The sequence below is a fragment of the Streptomyces griseoluteus genome (assembly GCF_004784465.1).
GTDB classification, from domain to species: domain Bacteria; phylum Actinomycetota; class Actinomycetes; order Streptomycetales; family Streptomycetaceae; genus Streptomyces; species Streptomyces griseoluteus.
In genome coordinates, this window is record NZ_SRRU01000003.1 from 443303 (window position 1) to 460317 (window position 17015).

Sequence of the window (17015 nt, forward strand, 5' to 3'; positions counted from 1 at the left end):
CCGGGACACATGGCCTTCGACCACGAGGAAGCACCCGTACTCGACGCGCTGACCGAATACCACGCGGCGAAGGAGCTCGGCTTCACCCCGCCCGGCCACAAGCAGGCACGCGGAGCCGATCCGCGGGCGGTGGCCGTGCTGGGCGAGGCGGTGTACGCCGGGGACGTCCTGGCCAGCGGCGGCCTGGACAGCAGGCTCACCGGCGGCCGCGTCCTCGAACGGGCCGAGGCGCTGATGGCGGACGCGGTCCACGCCGAGCACACCTTCTTCTCCACCTGCGGCAGCTCGCTGTCGGTGAAGGCGGCGATGCTGGCCGTGACCCGCCCGCACCGCAGGCTGCTCGTCGGCCGGGACGCCCACAAGTCGGTGATCGCCGGGCTGATCCTCTCCGGGGTGTGCCCGGTGTGGGTGGAGCCCCAGTGGGACGCGGAACGGCACCTGGCCCATCCGCCGTCCGCCGACGCGTACGAGCGGGCCTTCGCCGAGCATCCCGAGGCGGACGGCGCCCTGGTCACCAGCCCGACGCCGTACGGCGCGGCGGCGGACCTGCGCGCCATCGCCGACGTCTGCCACCGCCGGGGCAAGCCGCTCATCGTCGACGAGGCGTGGGGCGCGCATCTGCCCTTCCACGACGACCTGCCGAGCTGGGCGATGGACGCCGGTGCGGACGTCTGTGTCACCAGCGTCCACAAGATGGGCAGCGGGCTGGAGCAGGGGTCGGTCTTCCACCTCCAGGGCGATCTCGTCGACCCGGCCGAGCTGGCCTCCCGCGCCGACCTCCTCGGCACCACCAGCCCCAGCGTGCTGCTTTACGCGGGGATGGACGCCTGGCGGCGGCAGATGGTGCAGCACGGGGAGGAGCTGATGGGCCGCGCCCTCGGACTCGCCCGCCGGGTCCGGGAGGAGATCGAGTCCATCGACGGCATCCACGTCAACGACGCGGACGACTTCTGCGGTCCCGGCCTCGCCGCCGACTTCGATCCGCTGCCCTCCGTCATGGACATCGGCGCACTGGGCACGACCGGCTACCGGGCCGGTGACTGGATTCGCGAACACCATCACATCGACCTGCACCTCTTCGATCACCGGCGGATCAGCGCCCAGTTCACCCACGCCGACGACACCGAGACGGCCGACCGGCTGCTGACGGCACTGAACGACCTGGTGCGGCACGCCGACAGCCTGCGCGACGCGCCCCGGGTGGACGTGCCCTCGCCGGAGGAGCTCCGCATGGACCAGGCCGCGTTGCCGCGCGACGCCTACTTCGACGACCACACCGACGTGCCGGTGGAGCAGGCGGCGGGGCGCATCGCCGCCGAGATGATCACGCCGTATCCGCCGGGCATCCCGGCCGTGCTGCCGGGCGAACGGCTCACCGAGCCCGTGCTGCGTTACCTCGTCACCGGCGTCCGGGCGGGCATGAACCTCCCGGACGCGGCCGACCCCGGCCTGAAGACCGTGCGGGTGGTCGCGGAGCACGGCACAGGAAATTGAAATTTTCACGTTTCAGGACAAAGCAGACGGATACCCGCACCCGGTCGTACCAACAGCTCAGAGGAAGTGTTCACGGTGGGCGCACCAAGCCTTACCCCGCAGGAACTGCGCATACTGGCCGAGATGGAGCAGGGCTTGAACGACGAGGTGCTCGCCCGGCAATTGAGCACCATGCGCGTCTCCAGCCGGCCGGCGACCTGGGCGCGGCGCGCACGGCGCCGGGCGCTCGCGTTGTGGGTGACCCTCGGCGCGGTGGCGACCCTCACGCTGCTCGGCCTCGACGTCGTCCTGCGGCAGTCGTATCTGACCTGGGCGATAGCGGGCGTGTGGCTGCTCACCGCGGCCGGGCTCGTGGGTCTGGTGGTGCGGGCGTGCCGTCGCTGGGAGGCGGCGGAGCGGGCCGGCCGGCAGGCGCCGTGGCCGATGGATCCAACGCAGGTGTGAGGGGGGACGCGAAGATGCCGGAAGAATTGGACAGCGAGGAACCTGGGGAAACGGTTCTGCCCCGGCCTCGGCGCCGGCGCACGGAGGAGGAGTTCCGTGAGCTGATGCGGGAGGCCCGGCAGGAGGCGCGCCGGCTGCGGTACGGCCGGCCGCCCGAGGAGGACTCCGCGGTGGCGCTGAGCACCCAGCATGCCGAGTTCGGCGCCGCGGCCCACTGACACCCTTCGCCCGGCGGCTGTCGATCCAGCCGCCGGGCGAAGGCCCGGTTGGTCAGTTGTTCGGCTTGGCCGCGCTGATGTCACCGAGCGCCGAGGTCTCGTCCCGCTCGATGGCCAGGTCGCCGAGGGCGATGATGCCCACCGCCTCGTCGCCCTCCACCACGGGAAGCCTGCGGACGGCGTGCTCACGCATCAACTCCACGGCGTGGTCGACGCTTTCGTCCGGCCCGATGGTGACCAGCTCCTCCGAGGCGGCCTCGATCACGGTGGTTTGATCCGGGTCCACACCCTCGGCGAAGGCGCGTACCACCAGATCACGGTCGCTCACCAGGCACTTCAGTTGGCCCTCCTCGGTCACCAGCACGGTGCCGACGTCCTCGTCGCGCATCAGCCGGGCCACGGACGCCACCGACGCCTGCGGTTCCACGGTCACGAGTTCGCTGGTCATGATGTCGCGCACATGCTGCGCCATCACGGGCCTCCCTTCTCGTCGCTGCGTGCAAGGCGCCTGCCGGGTACCCCGCGGCGCGACTTCACACCACTGCCGGGAAGCGGGTACTCGGCCGGAGACAGACAGAGAGGAGCGAGATGGATGCCCCCGCCCTGATCGTGATCGACATGATCAACACGTACGAGCACCAGGACGCGGAGTTGCTGCTGCCCTCGGCCGAGCGGGCGGTGCCCGTGGTGGCCGACCTGATCGCCCGCGCCCGCGCGGCGGAGGCGCCGGTGATCTACGCCAACGACAACTTCGGCCAGTGGCGCTCCCACCACGGCGAACTGGTCGAGACCGCGCTGGCCGGCCCGCACCGCGAACTCGTCGAGCCCGTCCTCCCGGACGACGCCTCGATGTTCGTGATGAAGGCCCGCCACTCCATCTTCTACGAGACGCCGATGACGTATCTGCTGTGGCAACTGGGCGTCCGGCACGTGGTGCTGTGCGGCCAGGTCACCGAGCAGTGCGTGCTGTACTCCGCGCTGGACGCCCACATCCGCCACCTGGAGGTCACGGTGCCCCCGGACGCCGTCGCCTCCATCCACCCCCATCTGGAGTCGGCCGCGCTGGAGATGATGGAGCGGAACATGGGCGCCCGGCTGGTCCCGGCCAAGGAGATCCACTTCTAGGCCGGACACCGCGTTGTGGATACGCTCCCCCGGACGGACCACGTCGGGGGAGAGCGGGAGGGCGCGGGGTGACCGAGCTGGACATGGCCGAGTACCTGGGCGGATACGCACGGATGCTGGCCGAGGTCTCCCACACCGGGCGCCGCCCCACCCGTACGGAACTGGCGGAGCGGCGCGCCCTGGGGGAACGGGCCGCCGAGGCGGGGCACAGCCTCCGGGCCCTGGTGCGCGGCCACCTGGCGGCCACCCGTACCGCGTGGCCCGACGGCACCCCGGCGCGCTCGGTGGACGGGGTGCTGGCCGCCGTCGAGCAGGCGGTGGACGCCTTCGCCGAAGGGTACGAGCGGGCCCAGCGACTCGCCGTACGGCAGGAGGAGGCGGCGCGGCGGGAGTTCATCGACGACCTGCTGTACGGCCGCAGCGACCTGGGCCGGCTGGCCGAGCGCGCCGAGCGGTTCGGCCTGGTCCTGTCCCACGCGCACGCGGTCGCGGTCGCGGAGGGCCCGGAGGCGTACGTCGACACCGCCCCGATCACCCGGCAGGTGGAGTCGGCGCTGCTCACCCGGTTCAGTGAGCGGCGCGTCCTGCTGACCACGAAGAACGGCAAGCTGATCTGCATCGCCCCCGGCGACCAGGAGGAGGTGCTGATCTGCTTCGCCGAGCAGGTGCGCGCCACCCCGGACTGCGGCCGCGTCGCCATCGGCCGCCCCCGGCAGGGCGCGGGCGGTGTGGTGCAGTCGTACGAGGAGGCGCTGAGCACGCTGGAGCTGGCTGAACGGCTGAAGCTGCCCGAGCCGGTGGTGCGCGCGGCCGACCTGCTGGTCTACCCGGTGCTGCTGCGGGACCGGCAGGCGATGGCCGACCTGGTGCTCAGCGCACTGGGCCCGCTGCGAGGGGCGCGCGGGGGCGCGGAGCCGCTGCTGCGGACGATGGAGGCGTACTTCGACTCGGGGTGCCGGGGCGCGGAGGCCGCGCGGCGGCTGGCGCTGAGCGTGCGGGCGCTGACGTACCGGCTGGAGCGCATCCACCAGCTCACCGGCAACAACCCGGCCGACCCGGTGCACCGGTACACCTTGCAGACGGCCGTCATCGGAGCCCGGCTGCTGGGGTGGCCCGCGCGGGAGCTCTGAGAGGGGCCCGCCACCGTGGCGGGCCCCCTTCGCTGTCCCGGCTCAGCCGGTGATCTCGACCTTGCCGTTGTCCTGCGCGGATCGCTCCACGCTCGCGGCGGCGCGCTCGGTGACGCCCTTGAGGAGCTGGGTCAGGTCGACACCGGTGGTGGAGCCGAGCAGTTCCAGGCCCTGGGCCACGTTGTCGGCGACCGCGCGGGGAATCCGGCCGGCGCCGTCGGTGGAGATGACCGTCATCTTGTCCACGGCGCTGAGCGGCTCGGACGCCTTGGCGACGACCTCGGGCAGCACGGAGACCAGCATCTGGAGGACTGCCGCGTCGCCGTACTGCTCGTACGCGTCCGCCTTCTTGCGCATGGCGTCGGCCTCGGCGGTGCCCTTGGCGGTGATGGCCGCGGCCTCCGCGTCGCCCTCCAGCCGGACCGCCTCGGCGGCCGCCGCACGGCGGGACCGCTCGGCCTCGCCCTGCTTGAGACCCTCGATGGCGTCGGCCTCGGCCAGCGCGCCACGGCGCTGCTTCTCGCCCTCACCGGTGAGCCGGGCCCGCTCCGCCTCGGCCTCGGCCGCCGCGATGGCCGCCAGCCGCTCCGCCTCGGCCTGCTTGACGCGGGCGACCCTGCGGGCCTCCGCCTCCTGCTCGGCGGCGTAGCGCTTGGCGTCGGCGGGCTTGCGGACCTGGGTGTCGAGCTGACGGTCGGTCAGCGCGGCCTGCCGCTCGGCGACCCGCTCCTGCTCGATGAGGATCTCCTGCTGGCGGGCGGCCTCGGCGAGCGGTCCGGCCGCGGCGGCGCGGGCGGCGGCCTCGTCGGTCTCGGCCTTGATCTCCGCCTGCTTCAGCGCGAACGTCCGCTGGGCGACGGCGATCTCCTCGGCGGCCTTGAGCCGGGCCTGCTCGGCGGCCCGCTGGGCGACGGCCTCCGCGATGTCGGCCTCCTGCCGGGCGCGGGCGGCCTCGGGACGGCCGAGGTCCTCCAGGTAGGAGCCCTCGGTGGTGATGTCCTGGATCTGGAACGCGTCCAGCACCAGTCCCTGCCCGGACAGGCTGGCCTCGGCCTCCTCCGCGACCTGCCCGGCGAAGGCCGCGCGGTCGCGGATGACGTCCTCCACGGACATCCGGCCGACGATGGCGCGCAGCGCGCCGGAGAGCACTTCCTGGGTGAAGCCGACGATGCCGTCCTGCTGCATCAGGAACCGCTGGGCGGCGGCGCGGATGGAGTCCTCGGTCCCGCCGACCTTGACGATGGCGACACCGTCCAGGTTGGCCTTCACCCCGCGCAGCGTGACCGCGCCGCGCACCGCGACCGGGATGTGCCGCGAGGACAGGTCGAGGGTGAACCGCTGCTGCACGAACGGGACGACGAACACGCCACCGCCGACGACGACCTTCTGGCCGCTGTTGTCGGTGAAGACGCGCCCGGTCTCCGGGTCGGTGGACTTCTTGCCCCGGCGCCCGGTGACGATGAACGCCTCGCTGGGCCCGGCCACCTTGTAGCGGCTGACCACGGTGAGCGCCAGCAGCACCAGGAGTACGACGACTCCGGCCACGGCGATGAACACAGGACTCATATCAAGGCCCCCATAGGTAAGACACAGACACATGACACCCCGTCAGGGGCGGAAAGCAGCCGGGCGGTGGTTCAGCGCTCCACCGGACGCACCACGACCGAGGTCGGCGACGGCACCGCCTCGACCCACACCTCGCTGCCGCGCGCCACCGGCACCGCGCTGCGGGCCGCGAACTTGACGGTCTGCCCGCCGAGCCGGACGAGGATCTCGCCGAAGCCGCCGGCCGGGATGGCCGTCACCACGTTGCCCGAGGTGCCGATCAGGTCGTCCCCGGTCGGGGTCGCGTCCGTCTGGTCGCGCAGCAGCAGCCGGCTGAGGCGGTAGGTCAGCCAGGCCGCGCCCACCCCCGCCACCGCGCCGATCGCGGTGGCTCCCACCGGGGCCACACCGAGGCCCTCGTGGGCGATGACTCCGCCGAAGCCGGTCATCGACAGGAACCCCGCGACGACCGGCAGCGACAGCCACCCGTCCAGCGCGCCCCCGAGCGCGCCGTCGAACAGGCCGTCCAGCAGTCCGTCGAAGATCAGCGACAGGACGAGCAGCACGACCCCCGTGATGCCGATTCCCAGAAACCACGCCATCCGCGCCGTCCCCCTTCCGCCCGTCGCTGATCCCCGGCTTGGCGGAATGTTCACACAGCGCCTTGGTCATTTCATTGCCAGAATCCGGCAATCTTTATGCTTCTTTTATGCCTCCTTTCCGCCGGACCGCCCTGCCGCTCCGACGGGCGCTCACGTCACCCGTTCGGGGCGGGAACGCGTGATCCGTGGTCACCGGGTTACTCGTGCGGCAGTGCGCGGGCTTTTCCGGCCCGCGCCGGATGTTGCGCGAAGGAGGAAACCGTGGCCATCCGGTACCAGCTCATCCGGCGTCCGCCGGCCGCCGTCTGGAAGGTGCTCGAAGAGCCTTCCTGCTACGCGGACTGGGTCGTGGGCACCCACGAGACGGCACCCCGTGAGGGCAACTGGCCCGAGCTGGGCTCGTCCCTCGCCTACAACATCAAGCTCGGCCCGTGCCGCGTCGACGGCTACACCGTGGTGCGCCGCTACGAGCCGCCGCGGTGTCTGGAGCTGGAGGCCAGGGCGCCGTTCGGCAACGCGCGCATCGCCATCGACGTGCGCGACTGGGGCGGCGACTCCCTCGTCATCGTGGACGAGCATCCGCTGAGCGGGCTGGGCGGCAAGCTGCACAACGTCGTGCTCGACGCCGTGATCCAGCTCCGGCACCGGGACATGCTGGGCCGGCTGGCCAAGCTCGTCGAGCGGCTGAGTCCCCGGCCCCCCGGCGCCGAGGAGGCGGACCATGAGTGACGCGGTGGTCATCGGCTCCGGGCCGAACGGTCTGGTCGCGGCCAACCTGCTCGCCGACCAGGGCTGGAACGTGGAGGTGCTGGAGGCCCAGGACCGGCCCGGCGGCGCCGTGTACAGCGACCGCGGGGTCCACCCCGACTTCGTCAACGACGTCTTCAGCTCCTTCTACCCCCTGGCCGCCGCCTCCCCGGTGATCGACGGACTCCGGCTGGAGGACCATGGGCTGCGCTGGACGCACGCCCCGCACGTCCTGGCCCACCCGCTGGCCGACGACCGCTGCGCGGTGATCGACCGGGATGTGGACGTCACCGCCGAGGTCCTGGAGAAACTCTGCCCCGGGGACGGCCACGCCTGGCGCGCCCAGTACGCGACCTGGGACCGGGTCGGCTACGACCTCCTCCAGGCCCTGTTCACCACGATGCCGCCGGTCCGGGCGCTCGCCGGGCTCGGTCTGAAGCTGCGCGGGGGCGGCGCCCTGCGCCTCGCCCGCTCCATGCTGCTGCCGGTGCGCCGCCTGGGCGAGGAGGAGTTCGACGGCGAGGGAGCCAGGCTGCTGCTCGCGGGCAACGCCCTGCACGCGGACCTGGGCCCGGAGTCGGCGATGAGCGGCGGCTTCGGGTGGATCATGTCGATGCTCGGCCAGCGGTTCGGCTTTCCCGTGCCGGTGGGCGGCGCGGTCGGCCTCACGGACGCGCTGGTCGGCCGGCTTCGGCGGCGGGGCGGCGTGATCCGCTGCGGGGAGCCGGTGACGGAGATCGTGGTCGAGCGCGGCCGGGCCGTCGCGGTCCGTACGGCCGCCGGTGACACGGTCCCGGCCCGGCGCGCCGTGCTGGCGGACGTCTCCGCGCCCGTCCTCTACGGCCAACTGGTCGCGCCCGAGCACCTGCCCTCGCAGGTCCTTCAGGACATGCGGCGCTTCCAGTGGGACTTCGCCACCTTCAAGGTCGACTGGGCGCTGGACTCCACCATCCCGTGGCGGGCCGGGGCGGCGGCCGGAGCGGGCACCGTGCATCTGGCGGACAGCGTGGACGACCTCACCCGGTTCGCCGCCCAGATCGCCATGGGGCGGATCCCCGACAACCCGTTCCTGCTGGTCGGGCAGATGACCACGGCCGACCCGACCCGGTCGCCCGCGGGCACCGAGTCCGCGTGGGCCTACACCCATCTGCCCCGCGAGGTGCGCGGCGACGCCGGGGACGCCGGGCTCACCGGCTCCTGGGACGCGGCCGAGCGGGAGATCATGGCGGACCGGATGGAGCAGCGGATCGAGCAGTTCGCGCCCGGTTTCCGCGCCCGGATTCTGAGCCGGCGCGTGCTGTCGCCGCTCACGCTCCAGTCCATGGACGCCAACCTCAGCGTGGGCGCCCTCAACGGCGGCACCACCTCCCTGCACCAGCAGGCGGTGTTCCGGCCGATCCCGGGCACCGGCCGCCCGGAGACACCGGTCCGGGGGCTGTACCTCGCCTCCTCCTCCGCGCACCCCGGCGGCGGGGTGCACGGTGCCCCCGGTGCCAACGCGGCGCGGGCCGCGCTGGGTATCCGCCGCTCCTTCGCGGACGTGATGTCCCTGGTGCAGCGGACCCTGACGCGCGGAAGCGGGGCGGCCGCGGTGGGGAACCGCTGACCGCCCCGCTCCGGGCGGGCCCTGAAGGGTTCAGCCCTCCAGGGTGCGGATGATCGCGGAGGAGAAGGCGTCGAGATCACCGGGGTGGCGGGAGGTGATCAGGGTGTGGCCGCCCCCGGTGTCGACCACGACCTCCTGGTCCGTCCAGTTGGCGCCCGCGTTGACCAGGTCTTCCATCAGCGTCTGGTAGGAGGTCATGTCGCGGCCCTCGGTGAGTTCGCTGTTCACCAGCAGCCAGGGGCCGTGGCAGACCGACGCCACCGGCTTGCCCTCCCGTGCGAACGCGGTGACCAGGCGCTGTGCGTCCTCGTCGATGCGCAACTGGTCGGCGTTGATGGTGCCGCCGGGGACCACCACCGCGTCGTAGCCGTCCGACGTCGCCTCCGCGAGCGTGGTGTCCGGCTCGACCTTGTCGCCGGGATCCTTGTCGAGGACGAGGGTGGCGATGGCCTCCTGCTTCTGAGCCGCGATCACGACGCGGGCACCCGCGTCGCGCAGGGCCGCCACCGGCTTCTCCAGTTCGTCTTGTTCCGTCCCGTAGTTCGTCGTGAGAACGAGGACGCTCTTGCCGTCGAGAGCCATGGATTCGTACTCCTCCCGTCTCCCCCTGCTTCCCGGTGCGGAAGTCGCTCCGTGGCGGCGTCCGGTGCCGGTCTTACCTGCACCGGCTGCCCCTTTGGCCCCGATTCATTCGACGGCGGCCGGAATCCTTTCGAGCACCCCGCCCGCGAACACGTCGTACAGCGGCAGGGTCTCCGGATGGACGTAGCCGATGTGGCAGTCGCAGCTGGTCAGCGGGCAGGGGCGGGGCGGAGCGCGGCCCGGTAGGAGCCCGTCGTAGAGGTTGTCGAATGCGGCGGGGACGAAGTGGCGGCGGCGGACCGTACCGTCGCCGTCCACCGGGATGACGGACTCACCGGTACGGCGCGGCAGCCCGGCGCTGGCGTGCGGGTGCCGGCGCCGGACACCGTGGTGTCGGCGCCGTACATCGAGTCGCCGAGCCACAGTGCGGGCGAAGACGTCCTCCCCCTCCTCCTCCGCGTCGCACACGTCCCCGGCGACCCGCCACGCGACGGCGTCCGGCTCGGCAGCCCGGTCTTCGCGCCGGGGCCGGGAAAGGCGAAAACGGGGAGGCCGTACAGCTCCTCCACGTGGTGACCGGTGGTCATGCGGGCTGCTCCCCACGTGCGACGGGCGCGAACGTGTGCGGTCCCCGGCGTACGCGGGAAGTTCTGCCGACTCGCACTGGCAACCGGTCACGGACGTGGACGACTACTCGTCGGCCAGCGCCTCACGCAGCCTCTTCGCGGTGGTGGCCGGGTCGTAGCCCTCGGGCACCCCGTCGACCAGGATGATGTCGCCCGCGATGTGCCGGGAGCGCAGTGGGGCGATCTCCTGATAGGCGGGCGAGTCCCACCAGGTCCGCGCCTCGGTGATCCCCGGGAACCCGATGATCACGACATGCCCGGCCCACTCCCCCTCCTTGACCTCGTGCTGGGTGCCGTGGACGAGGAAGCGGCCGCCGTACGGCTCGAACGTGGCGGTGATGCGCTCGATGTACTCCGCGATCTCGGGGTGCGGCGCGGCCTCGCGGAGATGGGCTACGGCGTAGGCGGGCATGGTTCCTCCACGGCGTCGATGATCGTCGGATCTCCGTACCCCGCGATGCTGCCACCCTCGCCGACCGGCGTCGATGGCGCGTCGGAAGATCGACTCAGACACGCCGGGGCGCGAGAGCCACCCCCGCCGCCGAGCGGCACGTGTGCTAGTCTTTCTCTTGTTGCAGTTGTGGTACCCATGAACTTTATGTGCGCCTGACGGGAAATGTTTTCTCTTTGGGCGCATTTTGTTTTCCGGCATCTTCCGGATGGGGCCTCTGCCATCAGAAGGAGAAAGTCATGGCACAGGGAACCGTCAAGTGGTTCAACTCTGAAAAGGGTTTCGGCTTCATCGAGCAGGACGGTGGCGGTCCGGACGTCTTCGCCCACTACTCGAACATCGCGACCCAGGGCTTCCGTGAGCTCCAGGAGGGCCAGCGGGTCAGCTTCGACGTCACGCAGGGCCAGAAGGGCCCGCAGGCCGAGAACATCGTTCCCGCCTGATTGCGGGACGCGTATTCCGCTCACCGGGGTCCGCACCGTCATGGTGCGGACCCCGGTTTGTGCTGTGTTGAGGAAGGCAGTAACCGCATGCCCCGCAGGTATCAGAAGCCGAACCGCGGCTCGTCGCCGTCCCGGCCCTCGTCTGCTCCCCAGGCTCCCCAGGAATTCCGCCTGCCGGAGAGCACGACGCCCGCACTGCCCGCCGTCGCTGAGTTCGCCGACCTCGACATGCCCGCGGCACTGCTGAAGACGCTCACCGCGCAAGGGGTGACCACCCCCTTCCCCATCCAGGCCGCCACACTGCCCAACTCGCTGGCCGGCCGGGACCTCCTGGGCCGTGGCCGCACCGGCTCCGGCAAGACCCTCGCCTTCGGCCTCGCCCTCCTCGCCCGGACGGCAGGCCGGCGCGCCGAGCCCAAGGCGCCCCTCTCCCTGATCCTGGTGCCCACCCGCGAGCTGGCCCAGCAGGTGACCGACGCGCTGACGCCCTACGCAACGGCGGTCAACCTCCGGATGGCCACCGTGGTCGGCGGCCTGTCGATCACCAAGCAGGCCGCCACGCTCCGGCGCGGTGTCGAGGTGCTGGTGGCGAGCCCCGGCCGACTGAACGACCTGGTGGAGCGCGGCGACTGCGTGCTGCACGACGTCGGCATCACGGTGCTGGACGAGGCCGACCAGATGACCGACATGGGCTTCCTGCCGCAGATCACCAGGCTGATCCAGCAGGTGCGCCCCAACGGCCAGCGGATGCTGTTCTCGGCCACCCTGGACCGGAACATCGACAAGCTGGTGCAGCGGTTCCTCACCGACCCCGTGGTGCACTCGGTGGACCCGTCCGCCGGTGCGGTCACCACGATGGAGCACCACCTGCTCCACCTCCAGGACGAGACCGACAAGAAGGCCGTCACCACGCGCATCGCGGCCCGTGACGGCCGGGTCATCCTCTTCCTGGACACCAAGCGCTCCGCCGACCGGCTCGCCAAGCGCCTGCTCTCGGTCGGTGTCCGCGCCGCCGCCCTGCACGGCGGCCGCTCCCAGCCGCAGCGCAACCGCGCCCTGGAGCAGTTCAAGACCGGCGAGATCACCGCGCTGGTGGCGACCAACGTCGCGGCGCGCGGTATACACATCGACGACCTCGACCTCGTCGTGAACGTCGACCCGCCGACCGACCACAAGGACTACCTCCACCGCGGCGGCCGCACCGCCCGCGCGGGTGGTTCCGGCAGCGTGGTCACGCTGGTGCTCCCCGAGCAGAAGCGGGAGGTCAACCAGCTCATGTCGGCCGCCGGCATCCGCCCGAAGACCGCCCGCGTCACCTCCAGCGCCCCCGAGCTGGTCACCATCACGGGCGCCCGCGAGCCCTCCGGTGTGGCCGTGGTCATCGCCACGCCGGAGCCCACGCCCCCGAAGGCGCGTCCGGCCCGCCGGCCCGGTGCCGGTGCCGAGGGCGCCGGCCGTTCCAGCCGGCGCCGCCGTCCGGCCGGTGCCGGCGAAGGCACCGGCGGCCAGGGCCGCAAGCCCGAGGGCCGGTCCAAGCCGGGCACGGCGAGCGCCGGTGCGTCCGGTGGCCGCCGTACGAGCGCCGAGGGCGCCAAGGGCGGGGGCGCCTCCGGTCGCCGGACCGCCGGTGGCGGGGCTCCCGGCAAGGCGGGCGCGCGCGGCACCGCCCGCAGGGCACCGGGTGAGCGCACGACGGGCACGGGCGGCTCCGACCGCCGTGGCGGCCGCCGCCCGGCCGCGAGCTGAGCGAAACAGAACACCCCCCGACCGGGCCGGTCGGGGGGTGTTTCGTGTTCCGGGCTCACCTCCGCCGGGGCAGGCGGACCACCTGGACGAAGAAGTCGTCGATCTGGCGGACGGCGGCGATGAACTGGTCGAGGTCGACCGGCTTGGTGACGTACGCGTTGGCGTGCAGCCTGTAGCTGCGGAGGATGTCCTCCTCGGCCGCCGAGGTGGTGAGGACGACCACCGGGATGTCCGCGAGGTCCTGGTCGGACTTGATGCGCTCCAGCACCTGACGCCCGTCGTACTTGGGCAGGTTGAGGTCGAGCAGGATGAGGTCGGGCCGGGGCGCGCCGGTGTGGTCGCCGCGCCGGTAGAGGAAGTCGAGCGCCTCCTCGCCGTCGCGGACCACGTGCAGCGTGTTGCCGATCTTGTTGTCCTCGAACGCTTCCCGGGTCATCAGCTCGTCACCGGGGTCGTCCTCCACCAGGAGGACATCGATCGGGGTGCCGTCGGGAGTCGTCATGTGAGGGCCTTTTCCTCGCAGTGGGTGCTGGTCTCGTCCGGGGCGGTCGCCACGGGCAGGGTGAAGCGGAACCGGGTGCCGCCGGTGTACTCGGTGTCCAGCCAGATCCGGCCACCGTGATGTTCGACGATCTTCTTGCAGAGGGCCAGGCCGATCCCGGTACCACCGTAGGCGTCCCGGCTGTGCAGTCGCTGGAAGATGACGAAGACCTTGTCGGCGAACTCGCCGGGGATGCCGATGCCGTTGTCCGAGACACTCAGCCGCACGCTGCCGGCTTCGTCCGGGTCGGGCTCGCAGGTGAGGGTGACCTGCGGGGCGCGGTCGGGGTGGCGGAACTTGAGGGCGTTGCCGATCAGGTTCTGCCAGAGCATGGTGAACAGGGTCGGGTCGCCCACCACCTCGGGCATCTCCTGGGGCCGTTCGACGCGGGCGCCGGACTCCTCCACGGCCGCGTCGAGGTTCAGCATCGCCTTCTCCAGCGCCTTTTCCAGGCCGACGGGCACGCGGTCGTCGGTGAGCCGGCCGACGCGGGAGAAGGTGAGCAGGTCGTTGATGAGCACCTGCATGCGCTTGGCGCCGTCCACCGCGAAGTCGATGTACTGCCGCCCGCGGTCGTCCAGCTTGTCGTAGTACCGCTTCTCCAGGAGCTGGCAGAAGGAGGCGACCTTGCGCAGCGGTTCCTGGAGGTCGTGGGAGGCGACGTAGGCGAACTGTTCCAGCTCCACGTTGGAGCGGCGCAGTTCGACCGCCTGGGCGTCCAGGTCGGCGGCCTGGGTGGTGAGGATGCGCTGCTGGGCGTGGGAGGCGTCCAGGTCGGACACGATCCGCTTGCGCATCTCCTCGACGTCGTGGGCCACGGCGATCAGGTCGGCCGGTCCGCCGCCTTCGATGACGTGGTCGAAGTCGCCGCCCGCGACCCGGCGGGACGCGGTGCGCAGCCGCTGCAGGGGCTGGGTGACGAGCATGCGCACGAGGACGGCGAGCGCGACGCCGGTCAGCAGGAACGCGGCGACCATGGCGGCGAGCACGGAGTTGCGCAGGGTGCGCTCGTGGGCGATGTGGGCGTTGCCGTCCCGGACCACGCGGGCCAGGTGCGCGTTCTGGTCGGCCCAGCTCTTCCGCAGCTTGTCGAAGTCCTCCTTGCCGTTCTCCACCGTCCGCAGGTCGACGGACTTCGGCTTGCCGGGGGTGACGGAGGCGACGAGCGGTTCGGCGTAGCTGAGACGCCACTGGGCCGCCTGGCGCTCCACCGCGGTCAGGTCGTCACGCAGCTCGGGCTGGTCGGCGACCAGACGGCGCAGCCGCGCCGCGGACTCCGACTCGCTCTTCTTGCCCTCGGTGTAGGGCTTGAGGAAGCGCTTGTCGGCGGTGATGGCGTAGCCCCGGATGCCGGTCTCCTGATTGACCATGGCGGACTGGAGCCGGTACGCCTCGGTCTGGGCGGGCTGTACGCCCCGCAGCAGGGAGTCGGTCGCCACGGCCGTGCGGTTGAGGAGGCTGGCGCCCACCACGGTGCCGAGCAGCACCAGGAGGCTCATGAGCGACAGCACGAGGTAGAACCAGCCCTGCACGGTCAGGCGGCGCCCGGTCCACGGTTTGTCCGCGAGGTTCTTCACCGTGTGCTCCGTACCGACTCGTCACTCACGCGTCCCACTCGTTTCCCTCGTCTCACGTTTCTCAGTTCCAGCTCACATGGACGACGGCGACGTCGTCCGCGAGCCCGCCCTGTTCCTCGGCCAGCCCCTCGGCCTCGCCGATGAGCCGGTCCACGAACTCGTCGGGCGCCAGTGCGGCCGCCTCGCGGGCGAGTTCGAGCAGCCCCTCCTCGCCGAGGCGCTGCGGGCCCCGGCTGACGTGCCCTTCGAAGAGACCGTCGGTGAAGAGGACGACGGAGGCTCCCGGCGGCACCGGCAGTTCCGCGGTGGGCCAGCGGGCGCCACCGGGAATGAGGCCCAGCGCGGGACCGCCCGGCACCTCGATCCAGTCCACTTCCCGGGCGCCGCGCCGGAGCAGCCCGTGGTGGCCGGCCCGCACCACGGTGGCCCGGTGCTCGCCGGGTACGGCGGACAGGCTGACCAGGGTGGCGAAGACCTCGTCGCGGGCGCGCTCGGCGACCAGGATCTCCTCCAGGCGGGCCACCTGCTCGACGCCGGTGATGCCGCTGAGGACCAGTGTTCGCCAGGCTATCCGCAGGGCGACACCGAGGGCGGCCTCGTCCGGGCCGTGCCCGGAGACGTCCCCGACCAGGGCGTGCACGGTGCCGTCCCCGCTCTGCACGATGTCGTAGAAGTCGCCCCCCAGAAGGGCCTGGGCGCGGCCGGGGCGGTAGCGGGCGACGACCTGGACTCCGTCGGCGCGCAGGAGCGGGCGGGGCAGCAGGCCGCGTTCCAGGCGGGCGTTCTCCTGGGCCTGCATCAGGCTGGCCTGGAGCTCCACCGCGGACTGCTCGGCCTGCTTGCGCTGGATCGCGTAGCGGACGGCGCGGCCGAAGAGTTCGGGTTCGACGCGGCCCTTGACGAGGTAGTCCTGGGCGCCGGCGGTCACCGCGGCGAGGCCGGTCTGCTCCTCGGCGAGGCCGGTGAGGACGACGATGGCCACCGGATCGGCGTGCGCCTTGACCAGGGAGACCGCTTCGAGGCCGCTCGCGTCCGGCAGGTGCAGGTCGAGCAGGACGCAGTCCGGGCGCTCGGTGGCGAGCACCCCGGCGGCCTCGGCCATCGTGCGCACCCAGCGCAGCCGCATCTCCAGGGCACTGTCGGCGACCAGTTCCTCGACCAGCAGCGCGTCGCCGGCGTCGTCCTCCACCAGGAGCACGGACGGCCGTCGCTCGTCCCAGTCCGCGTCGATCCCGTCCGCGGTCACCGGCCTCAGCTCATCGGCATCAGCCCGCGACGTCACCATGGTCCCGCCCTTCCGCTCCGCTCATGCCGCCCGTCGCCATAAGTTGTCGACCGACAACATTGGACGAGCATACTCAGTGCGAAGATCCGGGCGTGACCAGTCCGAGTGACATCATTCACCCGTCCGGACTCGAACGCGAGGGCATGGTTTCCCTCGATGAGGGTTCAGCCCTCGAAACGGTAGCCCATGCCGGGCTCCGTGATCAGGTAGCGCGGGTGGGCGGGGTCCGCCTCCAGCTTGCGGCGGAGCTGGGCCATGTAGACGCGCAGATAGTTCGTCCGGTCGCTCAGGGAAGCCCCCCAGACCTCGCGCAGCAGGTGTTTCTGGCTCACCAGACGGCCGGGGCTGGTGACAAGGATCTCCAGCAGATGCCACTCGGTCGGGGTGAGGCGGATGTCACGGCCGTCGCGCACGGCCTTCTTGGCGGTGAGGTCCAGGGTGAAGTCCGCCGTCCGCACCAGGCTGGTCTCCGGGGCCGCCCGGCCGGCCTCGGTGCGGCGGACGGCGGCGCGGAGCCGGGCCAGCAGCTCGTCCATGCTGAACGGCTTGGTGACGTAGTCGTCGGCCCCGGCGTCCAGCGCGGCGACCTTCTCCTCGGACGCCTGGCGGGCGGAGAGGACGAGGATCGGCACCCGGCTCCGGCCGCCGCGCAGGGACCGTATGACGTCGGCGCCGTCCATGTCGGGCAGGCCGAGGTCGAGCACGACCACGTCCGGCCCGCGGTCGGCCGCGAGCCGGAGCGCGGTGGCGCCGTCCGGGGCCGCGTCGACGGCGTACCGGCGGGCCTGGAGATTGATCACGAGGGCCCGTACGAGCTGCGGGTCGTCCTCCACCACGAGCACCCGTGTCATGG

The 17015-nt window shown here is 71.9% G+C and carries 18 protein-coding genes and 1 pseudogene; 9 read left to right on the top strand and 10 right to left on the bottom strand.

The features are described 5' to 3' along the window. Positions 1–9: 9 nt before the first annotated feature. From E5082_RS10930 to E5082_RS10940, 3 genes are all read left to right on the top strand, one after another. On the top strand, positions 10–1494 hold the full coding sequence (locus tag E5082_RS10930) for an aminotransferase class I/II-fold pyridoxal phosphate-dependent enzyme (RefSeq protein ID WP_135791057.1): 1485 nt from the start codon (positions 10–12) through the stop codon (positions 1492–1494). A 123-nt stretch (positions 1495–1617) separates the two neighbouring features. Then, complete coding sequence (locus E5082_RS10935) at positions 1618–1938, top strand: hypothetical protein (RefSeq protein WP_135791058.1); 321 nt, start codon at positions 1618–1620, stop codon at positions 1936–1938. A 14-nt stretch (positions 1939–1952) separates the two neighbouring features. Further along, on the top strand, positions 1953–2156 hold the full coding sequence (locus E5082_RS10940; protein WP_135791059.1) for a hypothetical protein: 204 nt from the start codon (positions 1953–1955) through the stop codon (positions 2154–2156). A gap of 52 nt (positions 2157–2208) precedes the next feature. Here E5082_RS10940 and E5082_RS10945 read toward each other — a convergent pair whose 3' ends face one another. After that, positions 2209–2628 (bottom strand): CBS domain-containing protein, encoded by a 420-nt coding sequence (locus E5082_RS10945; RefSeq protein WP_135791060.1) that lies wholly within the window; start codon positions 2626–2628, stop codon positions 2209–2211. 116 nt (positions 2629–2744) lie between these two features. Here E5082_RS10945 and E5082_RS10950 point away from each other — a divergent pair, with 116 nt between their 5' ends. Together E5082_RS10950 and E5082_RS10955 are read left to right on the top strand one after the other, a co-directional pair. Further along, positions 2745–3281, top strand: coding sequence for a cysteine hydrolase family protein (locus E5082_RS10950; RefSeq protein ID WP_135791061.1), 537 nt, complete (start codon positions 2745–2747; stop codon positions 3279–3281). Between the two features lie 83 nt (positions 3282–3364). After that, positions 3365–4411 carry a PucR family transcriptional regulator gene (locus E5082_RS10955; RefSeq protein WP_135791227.1) on the top strand — a complete coding sequence of 349 codons (1047 nt, stop codon included), beginning with the start codon at positions 3365–3367 and terminating at the stop codon, positions 4409–4411. 42 nt (positions 4412–4453) lie between these two features. Here the strand turns inward: E5082_RS10955 and E5082_RS10960 are convergent, their stop codons facing one another. Together E5082_RS10960 and E5082_RS10965 are read right to left on the bottom strand one after the other, a co-directional pair. Then, on the bottom strand, positions 4454–5977 hold the full coding sequence (locus tag E5082_RS10960; RefSeq protein ID WP_135791062.1) for a flotillin family protein: 1524 nt from the start codon (positions 5975–5977) through the stop codon (positions 4454–4456). Positions 5978–6048: 71 nt separating this feature from the next. Beyond that, a complete protein-coding gene (locus E5082_RS10965) occupies positions 6049–6558 on the bottom strand; it encodes an NfeD family protein (RefSeq protein ID WP_135791063.1) in 510 nt (169 codons plus the stop codon). Positions 6559–6819: 261 nt separating this feature from the next. Between E5082_RS10965 and E5082_RS10970 the strand changes: the two genes are divergently transcribed. Then, on the top strand, positions 6820–7287 hold the full coding sequence (locus E5082_RS10970) for an SRPBCC family protein (RefSeq protein ID WP_135791064.1): 468 nt from the start codon (positions 6820–6822) through the stop codon (positions 7285–7287). Then, a complete protein-coding gene (locus E5082_RS10975) occupies positions 7280–8911 on the top strand; it encodes a phytoene desaturase family protein (protein WP_135791065.1) in 1632 nt (543 codons plus the stop codon). Before E5082_RS10970 ends, E5082_RS10975 begins: the two co-directional genes overlap by 8 nt. A 30-nt stretch (positions 8912–8941) precedes the next feature. On the opposite strand, the gene E5082_RS10980 is transcribed toward E5082_RS10975, so the two are convergent. The 3 genes and pseudogenes from E5082_RS10980 to E5082_RS10990 form a co-directional block, all read right to left on the bottom strand. Beyond that, positions 8942–9493 (bottom strand): type 1 glutamine amidotransferase domain-containing protein, encoded by a 552-nt coding sequence (locus tag E5082_RS10980; protein WP_135791066.1) that lies wholly within the window; start codon positions 9491–9493, stop codon positions 8942–8944. A gap of 105 nt (positions 9494–9598) precedes the next feature. Then, positions 9599–9868: pseudogene (locus E5082_RS10985) on the bottom strand (STM4011 family radical SAM protein); the annotation flags it as partial. Positions 9869–10183: 315 nt separating this feature from the next. Next, the gene (locus E5082_RS10990) at positions 10184–10531 is read right to left on the bottom strand and encodes a DUF1330 domain-containing protein (RefSeq protein ID WP_135791067.1); all 348 of its coding nucleotides are present in this window, start codon (positions 10529–10531) and stop codon (positions 10184–10186) included. A gap of 278 nt (positions 10532–10809) precedes the next feature. Between E5082_RS10990 and E5082_RS10995 the strand changes: the two genes are divergently transcribed. Then, positions 10810–11013: a cold-shock protein gene (locus E5082_RS10995; RefSeq protein WP_007502648.1), complete on the top strand. Its 204-nt coding sequence runs from the start codon at positions 10810–10812 to the stop codon at positions 11011–11013. An 87-nt stretch (positions 11014–11100) separates the two neighbouring features. Then, complete coding sequence (locus E5082_RS11000; protein ID WP_135791068.1) at positions 11101–12759, top strand: DEAD/DEAH box helicase; 1659 nt, start codon at positions 11101–11103, stop codon at positions 12757–12759. 55 nt (positions 12760–12814) lie between these two features. Here E5082_RS11000 and E5082_RS11005 read toward each other — a convergent pair whose 3' ends face one another. The 4 genes from E5082_RS11005 to E5082_RS11020 all read right to left on the bottom strand — a co-directional run bounded on the left by E5082_RS11005 (position 12815) and on the right by E5082_RS11020 (position 17013). Continuing rightward, positions 12815–13261, bottom strand: coding sequence for a response regulator (locus E5082_RS11005; RefSeq protein ID WP_086690552.1), 447 nt, complete (start codon positions 13259–13261; stop codon positions 12815–12817). Then, entirely contained in the window at positions 13258–14799 is a 1542-nt protein-coding gene (locus tag E5082_RS11010; RefSeq protein ID WP_135791228.1) for a sensor histidine kinase, read from the bottom strand. The genes E5082_RS11005 and E5082_RS11010 overlap by 4 nt, the downstream gene beginning before the upstream one ends. Positions 14800–14938: 139 nt before the next feature. Further along, positions 14939–16162 carry a PP2C family protein-serine/threonine phosphatase gene (locus E5082_RS11015; protein WP_135791069.1) on the bottom strand — a complete coding sequence of 408 codons (1224 nt, stop codon included), beginning with the start codon at positions 16160–16162 and terminating at the stop codon, positions 14939–14941. A gap of 164 nt (positions 16163–16326) precedes the next feature. After that, positions 16327–17013, bottom strand: a complete 687-nt coding sequence (locus tag E5082_RS11020) for a response regulator (protein WP_135791070.1) — start codon at positions 17011–17013, stop codon at positions 16327–16329. Positions 17014–17015: the final 2 nt, after the last annotated feature.